This window comes from uncultured Mucilaginibacter sp. (assembly GCF_903913935.1).
Lineage (GTDB): Bacteria > Bacteroidota > Bacteroidia > Sphingobacteriales > Sphingobacteriaceae > Mucilaginibacter.
The window spans coordinates 1-12,443 of record NZ_CAIWNH010000196.1; the positions used below are offsets into that span (position 1 = coordinate 1).

The 12,443-nt window shown below is 41.8% G+C and carries 14 protein-coding genes; 8 read left to right on the forward strand and 6 right to left on the reverse strand.

Going from position 1 to position 12,443, the window contains the following annotated elements:
• The 3 genes from QZY09_RS07220 to QZY09_RS07230 all read left to right on the forward strand — a co-directional run.
• A partial coding sequence (locus QZY09_RS07220) for a MerC domain-containing protein (protein ID WP_367119182.1) occupies positions 1-433 on the forward strand: 433 nt, incomplete at its 5' end.
• A 152-nt stretch (positions 434-585) separates the two neighbouring features.
• Positions 586-1,035, forward strand: a complete 450-nt coding sequence (locus QZY09_RS07225) for a Fur family transcriptional regulator (protein WP_295670273.1) — start codon at positions 586-588, stop codon at positions 1,033-1,035.
• Between the two features lie 32 nt (positions 1,036-1,067).
• Positions 1,068-1,889, forward strand: coding sequence for an N-acetylmuramoyl-L-alanine amidase (locus QZY09_RS07230; protein ID WP_295670276.1), 822 nt, complete (start codon positions 1,068-1,070; stop codon positions 1,887-1,889).
• A gap of 87 nt (positions 1,890-1,976) precedes the next feature.
• On the opposite strand, the gene QZY09_RS07235 is transcribed toward QZY09_RS07230, so the two are convergent.
• Genes QZY09_RS07235 through QZY09_RS07245 form a run of 3 tightly spaced genes read right to left on the reverse strand, consistent with a single transcriptional unit; the run spans position 1,977 to position 4,210 of the window.
• The gene (locus QZY09_RS07235) at positions 1,977-2,339 is read right to left on the reverse strand and encodes a hypothetical protein (protein WP_295670280.1); all 363 of its coding nucleotides are present in this window, start codon (positions 2,337-2,339) and stop codon (positions 1,977-1,979) included.
• On the reverse strand, positions 2,296-2,502 hold the full coding sequence (locus QZY09_RS07240; RefSeq protein ID WP_295670282.1) for a hypothetical protein: 207 nt from the start codon (positions 2,500-2,502) through the stop codon (positions 2,296-2,298). Before QZY09_RS07240 ends, QZY09_RS07235 begins: the two co-directional genes overlap by 44 nt.
• A 43-nt stretch (positions 2,503-2,545) precedes the next feature.
• Positions 2,546-4,210: a hypothetical protein gene (locus tag QZY09_RS07245; protein ID WP_295670285.1), complete on the reverse strand. Its 1,665-nt coding sequence runs from the start codon at positions 4,208-4,210 to the stop codon at positions 2,546-2,548.
• Between the two features lie 665 nt (positions 4,211-4,875).
• Here QZY09_RS07245 and QZY09_RS07250 point away from each other — a divergent pair.
• The 4 genes from QZY09_RS07250 to QZY09_RS07265 are packed head-to-tail and all read left to right on the forward strand — an operon-like array spanning position 4,876 to position 6,832.
• Entirely contained in the window at positions 4,876-5,586 is a 711-nt protein-coding gene (locus QZY09_RS07250) for a glycosyltransferase family 2 protein (protein ID WP_295670289.1), read from the forward strand.
• A 4-nt stretch (positions 5,587-5,590) separates the two neighbouring features.
• Positions 5,591-5,950, forward strand: a complete 360-nt coding sequence (locus QZY09_RS07255; RefSeq protein ID WP_295670292.1) for a DUF2304 domain-containing protein — start codon at positions 5,591-5,593, stop codon at positions 5,948-5,950.
• A 20-nt stretch (positions 5,951-5,970) separates the two neighbouring features.
• On the forward strand, positions 5,971-6,537 hold the full coding sequence (locus tag QZY09_RS07260) for a class I SAM-dependent methyltransferase (protein ID WP_295670295.1): 567 nt from the start codon (positions 5,971-5,973) through the stop codon (positions 6,535-6,537).
• On the forward strand, positions 6,524-6,832 hold the full coding sequence (locus tag QZY09_RS07265) for a hypothetical protein (protein ID WP_295670298.1): 309 nt from the start codon (positions 6,524-6,526) through the stop codon (positions 6,830-6,832). Before QZY09_RS07260 ends, QZY09_RS07265 begins: the two co-directional genes overlap by 14 nt.
• A gap of 18 nt (positions 6,833-6,850) precedes the next feature.
• On the opposite strand, the gene QZY09_RS07270 is transcribed toward QZY09_RS07265, so the two are convergent.
• Entirely contained in the window at positions 6,851-9,172 is a 2,322-nt protein-coding gene (locus tag QZY09_RS07270) for a tetratricopeptide repeat protein (protein ID WP_295670301.1), read from the reverse strand.
• A gap of 208 nt (positions 9,173-9,380) precedes the next feature.
• Positions 9,381-9,890, reverse strand: a complete 510-nt coding sequence (locus QZY09_RS07275) for a c-type cytochrome (RefSeq protein WP_295670302.1) — start codon at positions 9,888-9,890, stop codon at positions 9,381-9,383.
• Positions 9,891-10,204: 314 nt separating this feature from the next.
• Between QZY09_RS07275 and QZY09_RS07280 the strand changes: the two genes are divergently transcribed.
• Positions 10,205-11,305 (forward strand): hypothetical protein, encoded by a 1,101-nt coding sequence (locus QZY09_RS07280; protein WP_295670304.1) that lies wholly within the window; start codon positions 10,205-10,207, stop codon positions 11,303-11,305.
• Positions 11,306-11,327: 22 nt separating this feature from the next.
• Here the strand turns inward: QZY09_RS07280 and QZY09_RS07285 are convergent, their stop codons facing one another.
• A complete protein-coding gene (locus QZY09_RS07285; protein ID WP_295670306.1) occupies positions 11,328-12,353 on the reverse strand; it encodes a hypothetical protein in 1,026 nt (341 codons plus the stop codon).
• Between the last annotated feature and the right edge of the window lie 90 nt (positions 12,354-12,443).

The following is a 12,443-nucleotide window of genomic DNA, read 5'->3' on the forward strand; positions in this document are numbered from 1 at the left end:
CAACATGATTTTTGAAAAAAGCAACTCGAAATTGGATAGCGTGGGGATGACCGCCTCAGTATTATGCGCTATTCATTGCGCGATTGTACCGATACTGATTACTTTTTTACCGTTGGTTGGTTTGGGCTTTTTAGCAAATCCGCTGCTTGAATGGAGTATGATTATTTTTGCATTTTTTATTGGAGTATACGCGATAGGTTTATCCTATGCAAAGACCCACCATAAGCCTTTGCCGGTTTTTTTACTGATTGGAGGTTTTGTCATTATCATCATCGGGCACGTGTTTGTTTCCGGGTGGCATGAGGCGCTGGTAGTTCCTGTAGGCGGTTTAATGATCGCTACTGCTCATTTTTTTAATTTCAGGTATAGTGGCAGCTGCCGGCAAAGAGGGCATTCGTCATATCATTTGGGCGACAGCCAGCATAAACACTGATCAGAAAAAACCGGAAAACTCAAAAAACAGTGTTGAGGTTAGCAATTGTGATAACGATCATACCGGGTTAAATATTCATTAGAAAATCGGGCAGATTAAAATTCTATCATTATTCTTTTTACCTTTGCCCGTACATTTTTATCTCAGCTTCAATGATACAAACATCTGATACAAAGTTTGAAGCATTGCTTGAAAAGCACCACCTCAAAAAAACAGGCCCGCGATTAAAGGTGTTGTCAATGTTAGCCGCAAAAAACGTAGCCACTTCGCAGCCCGATCTCGAAAGCGTGCTGGACGATATAGACCGCGTAACATTATACCGGATACTGAATGCCTTTGAAGAAAAAGGTATTATCCATAAAGTATTTGACTTAAATGGAACTGCTAACTATGCAATGTGCTCCTCCAATTGCGAAGAAAATCATCATCATGATGAACACCTGCATTTTAATTGTACCGTTTGCAATAATGTTTATTGCCTGGACGAGTTAAACCTCCCCGCTTTAAATCTCCCCAATGGCTTTAAGCCAACCGGGTTTACTTTGTATGCAACAGGCGTTTGCCCCAAATGCAATAAACTTGCGGCAAAAAAAGCGAGTTAAAACAATTTTTTTAATTAACTCTTATCCAGTTAATGATTAAATACCTTAAAAGTTTAAAGGTATTGGTAAGCTTTGGGCTCACCTTACTTTTAACATTAATTGGTTACATAGCCGCAGGGCAGCAATCAAAACCAGCGTTCAAATTTAAAACGGTTGTAATTGATGCCGGACACGGCGGCAAAGACCCCGGGGCTCACGGCTCCTACTCCCTGGAAAAAAACGTCGCGCTTGCAATTGCTAAAAAAGTTGATCAGCTGATAAAAAACACGATGCCCGGGCTGAAGGTGATCATGACCCGCACATCCGACAGGTTCATTCCTCTAAACCGGCGCGCCGGAATAGCCAACGAAAACAATGCCAACTTGTTTATTTCCATCCATTGTAATTCATCGCCTGAAGGTACCGCCGAAAGAACGCACAAAGAAAGGGGCGTAATGCTGCTCGTTTATGGTTTTCACCGAAAAGAAGAGCAAATGGAAGCATTAAGGGAAAACGCGTCCATCTATATTGAAAAGGATTATCAAAAAACTTATGGTGGTTACAGTGAAAGCGACCCAACGTCGCTCATCGTGCTTAACACCTTTATGCAAAAATACCGCAAGCAAAGCATATTATATGGGCAACTATTGAATAACGAGTTTGTAAACGAAGACGGTCGTCACAGCCGTGGCGTTAAGGAACAAGGTGTTTTGGTTTTGGCCCACAGCGCCATGCCCGCTGTATTGGTTGAAACAGGCTATATCAATAATCCTACTGAAGAAAAATATTTAAACTCCCAGGCCGGGCAGGAGGCCATTGCAGCGTCAATAGTCCATGCCTTGAAAGTTTACATGGGGCAGATTGACAGCCGTTAACTTGTCAGGCACGGGAACCGTTTTTGATAATTGAGATCGCAGCGCCTGAAAAGATTAATATGAAACAACCGTAAAAATGCAGGTTTTTTAAGCAGCTGGTATTTTAAGCCGTGTTGACGACCAGTGCAAGTTTCTCAGTTTCCAGTATTTACCATCGAAGTGCGCGGTTCCGGTAAAATAACCATCAGCTGAAAGAGTTTTACCATCTGACGTTACAATATCTTCATGAAACTCGGCTCCAATTATCGCCAGGGATGAGCTAAGCGGATCAATCTTCACATTTTTCCATTGCAAGCTGATCTTTGGCATTAGTTTAATGAGCGTGTTCTTTACAAATGATACTGCCGATGGATAATCCTTTAACGCCAGCTGCCCGTCATTCGCCATAAAAAAACCTGCATCGTTTTCAAAATAAGCCAGCCAGGCAACCGGGCCCTTTTGCGGAAACATCCTTTGAGATATTTGTAATCATACGGATAACACTGTCTTTTACAATAGCTCTTTTACCCGCCGTAAATTGGCCGCTGTTATTTTTACAGGAAACGAAAATAATGTTGGTCAATAAGATCATCGCCAAATATCCTTGTAAAGATAAAATGCTGATTTTTTTCATATCTATTTGACTTAATCAACCATTCACTAATCAACCAAACCCATCAACTCCAATCAAAATCCACTTCCCGACCATTTAATTTCCATTTGGCTGGCAGCGAATTATCAAGCCAGTCTAACGGCTCCCCGATGGGTTGAATTTTGGCCGCATTGGCAAAACTTTGTTTGATCATCGCTTTTTGTTCGGCCCCCAAAGCGCCTGGCTCTGCCGAAATAAATAATGGCGCGCTGCTTTCAGCCAGTAAGTGCATCCATTGTTTATTCTTATCCCACGGCATCTGGCTTGTTAGCCCTACACAATCGCCATCCGCGGCATAAAAAATATTGTGTTGATGCATCCTTGAGCCCATGGTATTTACGCCCATTTTACGGGTACGGGCCCATTCTTTCCCGCTCGTGTCATCCCCAATCCGGTTCAGTTCAAAAACTCCGGCTGATAAATGGCTCACGGTATTGCAACCAATCACGTACATATCGCCCGCGGCTTCGCGAATGGAATAATATAAATTGTTAATAATCTCGGCCGTGGTTTTGCTTTTATCATAAAAGCTCCAGCCCGGTTGTGTCATGCTATCTGTCATTTCAACACCCCAGCGGCCAAAAATATCATAGGTGGTATAGTCATGTTTTACCAATTCAAAGCCCCACTGGCGGTAAACCGATAAATTATATTTTACACGTTCAATATTCTCAGGAATTGTTGGATCGAGCACCGGATTTTTAGGATCATCGCGGCCTTTTATTTTAGGGGCAAGCAGCGAGCGGCTATCATTGTATTTTGCGCACAGCGGTCGCGTCCATAAACCGGGGCGCATACCCAGTTTTACAATATCACCCGCCATTACCTGCATGTCCTTAAACTTATCATTGGGCCTCGAAAAATCATCCGCCCAACCACCATCACCCGGCAAATAGGGTGAATAAACAGCCCAGCCTGCATCTATTACTGAAAAAGGCCGGTTGTTGGTGTCAGTTACCAGTTCGGCCATTAATGCAGTTGTTTCTTTGATCAACGATGACGAGTTATTCCCATAAGCATAGTACCAGTCGTTAATACCGTAAACGGGTTGCTTTGGTAAACGCTGTTTTTCGCACATCATTTGGCAAAACCTGCGGCCGGTGGCAAACGGATTTTCTGCTGACATGCCCTCTGTGGTAATAATATCGGCCGCATGGAGTTTGCGCGAACCTAATTCAACACCCACCCCGCCCGAATGGGTATCCATCGTTAGCTCAAGGCTGCCGGGGTTCACGGCCCACCAGCAAAACGCGCTACATCCGGTTTTTACACCAAAACAGGCGGTTTGCTTTTTATCATGTAATAGCACATACCAGGCGTTCTTTTTGGTGCCGCCAGTCTTTTTCCATCCCGCATCACCGTACGTCCTTTCCCAGCTATCACCAAAAGTTTTAATTCCCGTCTTAACATCGTATTTCCATTTCATCCGCACGCCAGCTACCGGCTTAACGGGAGATTGCAGGTAAACACCCTGAGCATTGCCGTTTTTTTCAAGGCTAACTTCTATATCGTTTAAAGTGAATAATGCAAATCCTGTTTTTTTTAGGCGAAACCAACCGGCCCCCGCATCGGCCCAAACTTCATCGGGCATGTGCAATAACGCTCCGCCGGGCGCGGCATAAGTTATTCTGCTGAACAATAATGCCGCCGTAGTAGTGGCAGATAGTCTTACAAAGTTCCGTCGGTTCATAAAATCAAAGTTTATAAATACAGTTGGCAATTGGCCACCTGCATTTACCAATAAAAATAGGTTTTAAAACTTTAATTTCAACGCGGTTTAATAAATAAGCAATAATTAAAATCAAGGCAAAACCCGGCCAGAGGTTATCAATTTATGACCAAATAATATAATACTCAACCCAATATCAGTCGCTTTCGCCGGCATTTCATGCACTTGTATCTTTTCAGCGGCAGCCAAAAAAAGAATATTTTTACAAGCATCCCCCGATGTATCCGCTCAAGGTCAGCACGTTTTCCTTTGCCGCAAGGGCATAAATGATCCAAAACTGCAGTTAGTCTGGCCGGATTGTTTATCATAGCACCAATGGATTTAAGTAAAACAACAATAGTATTACTCTTCCCGCAACTGATCTATAATTGGTAGTAACCAAATATACGTTAAACAAGCTTAAAATGAAACAGTTATTTGAAAATTGTTTCATTTAAATTTAACCATTAGTTTATTAAGTTGGCTAACTTCTGATTTTTAAGAAATCTTTAAAATGGATGCACAATTGGCGGCAAATTTTTACAATTTGTTAAAATAATGGATAAAAACTTTATGATGCGCTGTTATAAAAATGAATTATACGATATATTAGCAGGGAAATTATATCATAAAGGCAGTCAAGATTAATGACTAAAATTCTCATCATCATTCCGTGCTATAATGAGGGAAACTCGCTCCCTTTAATATTGGAGCAATTGCTACATCTCAAATTACCTGCACATTTTAAAATGGAAATTGCGGTTGTGAATGATTGCTCCAAAGACGACACCCAATGGGTGGCCAGCCTTTACCCCATTATTTTACTCGACCTGCTGGTTAACCTGGGTATTGGCGGCGCGGTACAAACCGGCTTTTTATACGCCATGGAAAATGGCTTTGATCTGGCCTGCCAGATAGACGGTGACGGGCAGCACCCGCCCTGGGAGCTCATTAAATTGCTTGAGTTTTATGATCAAACCAAGACAAACATTGTTATTGGTTCCCGTTTTTTAGACGAAGGCGGCTTTAAATCATCATTTGCCCGCAGGCTGGGGATCCGCTACTTTCACTGGCTCAACAGAGTACTGACCGGCGGTAATATATATGATAGCACTTCGGGTTTCAGGTTGTTTGATAAAGCTGGCATTGCGTTGGCGGTAGAAAAATACCCGGATGAATTTCCGGAACCTGCATCACTGGTGCTTTTCTCAAAATACGGTCTTTCAACAAAGGAAGTGCCGGTAGTGATGAGTGAACGGCTTGCGGGAAAATCGTCTATACGTAATTTTAAGTCTGTGTATTACTGTATAAAAGTAACGATCAGCATGTTATTTATTTTTATCAGAAAAAAAACTTAATCATATGTCAAGGATCCAGGTTATTACCATCATCATTAATTGTGTTTTTATTGGCTACATCGCCCGGCTGATCACCAAGGGAAAGCTAAGGGAAGAGTACGCTATAGTTTGGTGTTTATGTACCTTTATATTGGTGCTTTTCTCTTTTTGGACGAAAGGGTTAAACCTGATGTCGAAAATATTTGGTGTATTTGACCCGCCCAACCTGGTTTTTACCGCCTTCATTTTTTTAATTTTGATTTATCTTTTGCATCTTTCGGTGGTAAGCTCAAAATCACAGCATAGTATCACCCGTTTAACGCAGGAAATGGCGCTGTTAATTGAGAAGATGAAAAAGGCGGAAAATAAAGATCAAACCATTTAAAATTTACGAGATATTACTACATGGATCAAATACAATGCCCGGTTTGCGGCAGTTCGTCGAAGCTACAATTTAAATTAAAGTTTGATGTTTATAAATGTCCTGAATGTGGTTTGTTTACTTCGGACGCCAATTTTGATTTCTCTTTTAAATCTGACCTTGAACTGCAATCACGCGAAATTGGTTTGAAGAAACTTCGTTTCGGGAATTTTGAAACCATCATCAAAAAGCTGGAAGAACTGAAAGGCGAAAAGTTAAAAGGCCTTGAAATTGGCAGCGGCAATGGCTGGTGGTTAAAAGTTTGCCAGGAAAAAGGAATCGATTGTACCGGCATCGAGCCTGAAAATTCGCACCAGGATTATTATAACGCAAACGGGCTCACTGTTTCCTACGGCTTTTACCCCAGTCCGGAAGTTAAAAGCGAAAAGGGTTACGATTTTATTATTTTTAATGACGTTTTTGAACATATTAAAGAGCTGGACGACCTGATCATCGCCCTGAAAGAGGATCTTGCCGAAAACGGAACGCTGATCATTAATCTGCCGATGAGTGACGGCTTTTTTTTACAGATCGGCCATGCTGCTCAATAAGCTCGGCATCAGCTCCTACCTCACGCGGATGTGGCAATTCAACTTCCATAGCCCGCACATGAATTATTTTAATCAAAAAAACCTTACCATGCTGTTAAACCGGCATGGCTTCGTAAAGGCCCAAGATGTCCAGCTTGATTCTTTGGATTTTTCAACCTTAAAGGAAAGGATTAAAGCCGATGGTGGTGTCAATAAACTAAAGGCCATGTTTTTATCAACTGGCATTAGTTTATTGAAGCCTCTGATCTTATCATCGAAACCGGATATCAGGGTTTTCTTTTTCAACAAAAAATAATGTAGCTGCAACCATCTTTTAATTAGATCTACCGCCTGCATTCTTTCCCTTTAGAGATTCAGCAAGATTATTTTTTAGGATCTGGTTATTTGAATTTAGCTGTAGCCCGTTTTTAGCTGCGGCTATTGCCAGATCCCACTGCCCGAGTTTATTATAGGCGGCGCAAATGTTATTATAGGCTATATCATAGCCAGGCCTAAGTATTAAGGCATATCTACAAGCTTTTATGCATTCACTATATAACTGATTGTTAAAATAATACAGGCTCAGATCAATATAATCGGCGGCAGTTAATTGGGTGGTTTTTATCCCTTTGGCCTCAATCTCTTCTTCAGCCAGCACCAGGTTATTTTGGGCCAGCACAAAACCTGGCGCCGATTTCAAAGCCTGTTTAAGGGCATCAATTGCTTCATTATATTGCTGCAATTTAGTGTAAGCGGCCCCCATATTATTATAGGCTTCAGCAAAACCAGGCTTCAGTTTCAGGGCTTCCTGTGCCATAGCAATACACTGCGGGTAACGTCCTGCCTGGTAATTCAGCAGACTAAGGTCTGCATATTTTTCGGGCGTTGGAGCCGCTTTAATTTTATCTGCCTGCAGATCCAGTGTATTTTGTTTTTTTGCGGCAATTACAAGGTATTTAAGCGCATCCGTATTTTGGGGCGAAAAGCTAAGCGTTTGGCGGCATAATAATTCCAGTTTCTCCCAATCGCCTTTTATTGAATAAATATTCATCAACAAAACGCGGGGCGATACATATAAGGGCGATACTTTGATAGACGCGTCAAGTAAAGGTATAGCCTCTGCATAACGCGCTTGTTTGGTTAAAAACCTGGCATAAAAGTACAATGGATCAGGAAACCTGCTCCCTAACTTAACACCTGCTTTGTAATAGTTTTCGGCCAGGGTCATGTTGCCTTTTCGTTCCTCCACTATACCCAGGTTGGTATAAACGAAAGAGTAATCAGGGGTGAGTTCCTCTGCCTTTTTAAGGTAAATTTCGGCTATATCATAATTGCCCAAATCTAATTCTGCCAGGGCGTAGTTCATCATGCCCCGGCCGTTTTTGGGGCTCTTAACGGTTACGTCATGCCATAAACTTTCTTCAGTATGCCAAACAATATTTCGCTGCCAGGTACCGTAAGCATAAGCACCAAATAACGCGAGGATGAACCCTATTACGATTTCCTTTTTTGCAAAGGCGCTGTACTTTAGCCACAATAGGCCCAAAACCCAGGTAATACCCATCACCAGTCCTATAAATGGAAAATACATGCGGTGGTCGTTCAGCACCTCGCCAAGCGGTATGATGCTTGAAGTGGGTACAAGGGTTAAAAAAAACCAGGTTATTCCAAAGCTTACCGGGCGCAGCCGTTTCTTTTTTGAAGTATAAAAGGCAGCAACAATCATCCCCAAAATAAAAATACATCCGGCAAAAAACCGGATGTCCCAAACTGAGGGCAATAACTTCCAGTCAGTATCGGCACTTAAACTGGTGGGCACAAAAAACTCGTAAAAATAATGAAGGATTACAAAAGGTTGGGTAATGAGGTAATCGAGCGGTTTGGTGCCCCCGGGTTCCCAGGTTTTCGGGGTCATCCTATCGGTTAACCAAAACATAAAGGCGCAAAAAATCAAAGCCGGTAAGGTTTTTAATACCACATCCCGAACTTGTTTAAAATTAGCCCTGTTAAAAACATCCGGCAGACTGAGCTTCGCTTCAAAAAATAAAATATAGAAAAACAAAAGGGGGGCAAACATAACGGCAGTTGTTTTACACAACACGCCAACGCCAATCGCCAGCAGGTACAGGTATGTCTTTCTGCAAAAGGATGAAAAAATATAAAGCATAAACCCAAGCAACACAAAAACAGTTGAAAGCACATCTGTGCGGGCAATAATATAATTCACCGTTTCTGCATTGGCTGGGTGTACCATGTACCAGGTTACGGCAATAAGCGCCAGCCAGGCGTTGGGGCTTAGGTTAAACGCATTATCAAATACGTTTTTAAACAAAAAAACCATTAAAATTCCTTGCAATAAAAAAAATATAAAGGTTGATGATTGAAACCATACTGCGTAATTATCGCCTGCAAGCCAGTAATCAATGGCAAGGCTGGTAACAACAACGGGCCGGTAAGCCTGGTTTTGCGGTAGTACACTACTGGTACTGCCATCAGTAAAAAACCGGGGGATATTTTTCAGCGAGCGGATGTTGGCATTGTTGATGATGGTGTGAAAATCGTCAAAATGAAAAGCGTTGTTAAAATGATTGGCGTAAACGAGCAGGGTAATCAGCATCAATATACCAATGCCGGTACTTAAAGGGCGTTTTATCATAATTCGACAATAACTGGGGTAACGGAATGTTACTTTAAACTATCTTTTTATGCCGTAAAGATAACATTGTACAATAATAATAAATGAGGAAATGATTAGCAGATTGACAAAGCAAATTTTAAAAAAACCTTCTTCTTAAAACCAGAATGGCGCCCAAGCCTCCATAAATTGAAAGCCTGAGCGCCATACCAATGAAAAAGTGCTGCGGTTAGTTTTTACCACCGGGACCAGGTCCACCAGGTCCTCCTCCAGGAGGGGGACCACCCGGGCCCGGGCCTCCAGGGCCAAAATGGTGTTCTTCAGGAACCTTTATTTCGGGGTGTGAAGTGCCATGGTGGCAGGTATTGCAATTTACACCGGTCGTGATGATCATTCCAAGCGAATCTTTCTCAGCCTTAAAAAACTTTTTATTGATCTTTCCCATCATTACATACATATGGCGGGCCGCAGTTTTCTCGGGTTTGGCATCACTGGCAAAATCCATTTTACCGCTTTGGGCATCCCGTACATGGCAAAAATTACAATGTACACCTAATGCATCTGCCCAGATATCCATCTGGTGATCCAATACCCTGAATGGCACATTTTTTGGGAATACCTTTAAATTAACAAGCTTCGGCGGCCCCTGCTGTTGCTGCTGCGGTAATGTTGCAGAAACGCATAATGCAATAACGCCGATAAGACCAGTTGTTATAGCAAATTTTTTGTTGATGATCATAAACTGTAATTAAAATTTGATTCTATTTAGATTGATTGTTTTAGTTCCTGCTTATACTGCCTAAAGATACTTCAAGGGCATAAAATGTTGGAAATAAAAGTACAGAATGGCAAAATATAAAAAATAATTAATCGGCGAGCGGTCGGTATTTGCCGACAAAAGATCACTTTTAACCGATGACTGATGTGCCTTTGAACCTTAAAATTCGGAAATTCTGTGCATTTGTGATCAAAATCACTTTAAAAAATGAGCAATGTTATTTTTTACGATCGGTCGGATTGGGAGATTGCACTTTATAAATTCCAGCATTATTCATGGCAAACCCAAGTACTCTATCCCATCCAAACCGTACACTTTCGCCGCGTGGCGTCCTTACCTGGAGAATTGTTCAGTTCGTTGTGTGGCTGATTGGCGTGTCTATCTTTATTTGCCTCATCTTTTATCCCCAAGTTGGCCTGATCGCCCTGTGGAATGTGCTGATCCCTGTAGCGCCAGCATTATTGGTGGTTGAAGGTGGCCTGTGGCGCAATGTTTGTCCGCTCGCAATTGTAAATTTGTTCCCGCGGCATCTAAATCTGTCAAAAAAGAAAATAATGTCCGTTTCGCTGCAGGCCAAACTTCAATTAGCGGCCATTATTGCCTTGTTCATCATTGTCCCATTACGGCATCTTATATTTAATACAAACGGCGAGGCAACAGCTATTTTGCTTTTTACAGCAACGGCGGTAAGCGTATCCATGGGTTTTGTTTACGATTGGAAAAGTGGATGGTGCAATTCCTTATGCCCTGTGCACCCTGTCGAAAAATTGTATGGAGGGAATACTTTATTTTCTATGCCCAACGCGCATTGCAACCAATGCATCAACTGTTCGGTCCCCTGCCCTGATTCTACGCCCAACCTTCATCCTTCATCATCCAAAAAAACCACCTACAATCACATCAGCGGACTTTTAACTATTGGCGGCTTGCCTGGTTTCATTTGGGGCTATTTCCAGGTACCCGATCAGTCCGAATCAATCACTTATCAAAACTTATTCAGCGCGTTTGAAATGCCCGTTTTGGGCCTTTGTATAACATTATGTTTGTACTTGTGGCTAAAAAAGCTGGTTAGTAAAAAAAGCGAACGCGTATTGATCAACTGCTTTGCTGCTGCGGGCGTATCATGTTATTATTGGTTCAGGATTCCGGCGCTTTTAGGCTTCAGTAAATTTTCAAACGATGTGGTATTGCTTAACCTGAAAAACACAATTCCCCATTGGAGTATATTAGCAATCACTATTTTAACATCAGTTTTCTTTTTCTGGTGGTTGGTTTTCCGTAAACCAAATCATAAAAGCTGGGTAATACGCCCTGAATTTGCAAAAGGAGCTAAACATAACAAAGTGCAGGCAGCAATTCAAAAAACCGGCATGTAACCAGGATCCCGGGGATCAGGCACTAAGCAGAAACCAGGTTTTTAACATCCTCCAGTTTTCGGCAGCTGTTGGTGGTGATGATATTATTGGCATTACGTTTAAAGTAATTTACAATGATGGCCTCCTCGCTGTCATCTGTAAATACTTTATCAAACGCCAGTTCAATTTCCGGGATACCTTCAAAATTTTTGTCTTCCGCAGCCTGTTTAACCAATATATTCTTTAATGCAACGGGCCTTCTGTTTCTAACGCTTACCGTTGTGCTCACACCAAATAAAACCTGTGGTTTGGTTTCAAGGCCAATATTGAACACATATTGTTCCATTTCTTCAAAATCAAGGTTCTGGCAGTTGATATATAAACATCCGTCGCGGATGCCAATTACCTTCCCGCTATAACGGTGCCCTTCGGATACTGACCGAACTACGATTTGCCCGTTTTCAAGTTCTTTTAAAATAAATGGAGTCTTTATCACATTCCGGCTACCATCGGTTTTGGGGTAATACAAAAAATAATCGCCCAGGTAGTAACTTTTGATAATGGATAATGATGACCGGCTGAAACCATTATTAGGATAGGAATGCCTTGACAAAGTATTATGATAAACCTCCCTGCGGTCTTCAGGTACTTTTTGCCATTCGTCCCATTCTGAAAATGGTATTTGCAAGAAAACTACCAGGCAGTTTATCTTTATATATTTCGCGTCGCCGCCACTCCAGTAACTTTGTAAAGTTTTACCGCTAACCCAATTAAAAACCCGGTATTCGCCCAGGTTGCCCAGGTATTTAATAAAATCATACAGGTGGCTGCACCGCAGTGTACGCAATTGCTTTTCAAGATTTTGTTTGCCGATGATCAGGTTCATTTCTACCAGGTCCGGATTGGCCAGTACTTCTTTGCTGATCTGCTTATTGATCAATTTGGCTACAAGGTTAAATTGCGTCCGGGTAAAATTATCCCATTTATTGTCTTTGTTTTTATTCTTCAATGTGGCAATGATCGCCGGGTGCTCTTCAATGGCTGTTTTTAGCTTTTCGGATAGCTGCATCGTATAGTTTATGCTTTTTTTATTTTAATGATTATCTCCATTTTTCTTCTTTTCCAGTCAAAAAACCTATAAAACAGGTATGACAGTGCA

What these genes read in the sequence shown, in the direction of transcription:
- QZY09_RS07270 (WP_295670301.1), bottom strand. Translation starts at nt 9,172, where the DNA reads ATGATAAAACGCCCTTTAAGTACCGGCATTGGTATATTGATGCTGATT.
- QZY09_RS07275 (WP_295670302.1), bottom strand. Translation starts at nt 9,890, where the DNA reads ATGATCATCAACAAAAAATTTGCTATAACAACTGGTCTTATCGGCGTT.
- QZY09_RS07250 (WP_295670289.1), top strand. Translation starts at nt 4,876, where the DNA reads ATGACTAAAATTCTCATCATCATTCCGTGCTATAATGAGGGAAACTCG.
- QZY09_RS07225 (WP_295670273.1), top strand. Translation starts at nt 586, where the DNA reads ATGATACAAACATCTGATACAAAGTTTGAAGCATTGCTTGAAAAGCAC.
- QZY09_RS07245 (WP_295670285.1), bottom strand. Translation starts at nt 4,210, where the DNA reads ATGAACCGACGGAACTTTGTAAGACTATCTGCCACTACTACGGCGGCA.
- QZY09_RS07260 (WP_295670295.1), top strand. Translation starts at nt 5,971, where the DNA reads ATGGATCAAATACAATGCCCGGTTTGCGGCAGTTCGTCGAAGCTACAA.
- QZY09_RS07230 (WP_295670276.1), top strand. Translation starts at nt 1,068, where the DNA reads ATGATTAAATACCTTAAAAGTTTAAAGGTATTGGTAAGCTTTGGGCTC.
- QZY09_RS07285 (WP_295670306.1), bottom strand. Translation starts at nt 12,353, where the DNA reads ATGCAGCTATCCGAAAAGCTAAAAACAGCCATTGAAGAGCACCCGGCG.
- QZY09_RS07235 (WP_295670280.1), bottom strand. Translation starts at nt 2,339, where the DNA reads ATGTTTCCGCAAAAGGGCCCGGTTGCCTGGCTGGCTTATTTTGAAAAC.
- QZY09_RS07265 (WP_295670298.1), top strand. Translation starts at nt 6,524, where the DNA reads ATGCTGCTCAATAAGCTCGGCATCAGCTCCTACCTCACGCGGATGTGG.
- QZY09_RS07255 (WP_295670292.1), top strand. Translation starts at nt 5,591, where the DNA reads ATGTCAAGGATCCAGGTTATTACCATCATCATTAATTGTGTTTTTATT.
- QZY09_RS07240 (WP_295670282.1), bottom strand. Translation starts at nt 2,502, where the DNA reads ATGAAAAAAATCAGCATTTTATCTTTACAAGGATATTTGGCGATGATC.
- QZY09_RS07280 (WP_295670304.1), top strand. Translation starts at nt 10,205, where the DNA reads ATGGCAAACCCAAGTACTCTATCCCATCCAAACCGTACACTTTCGCCG.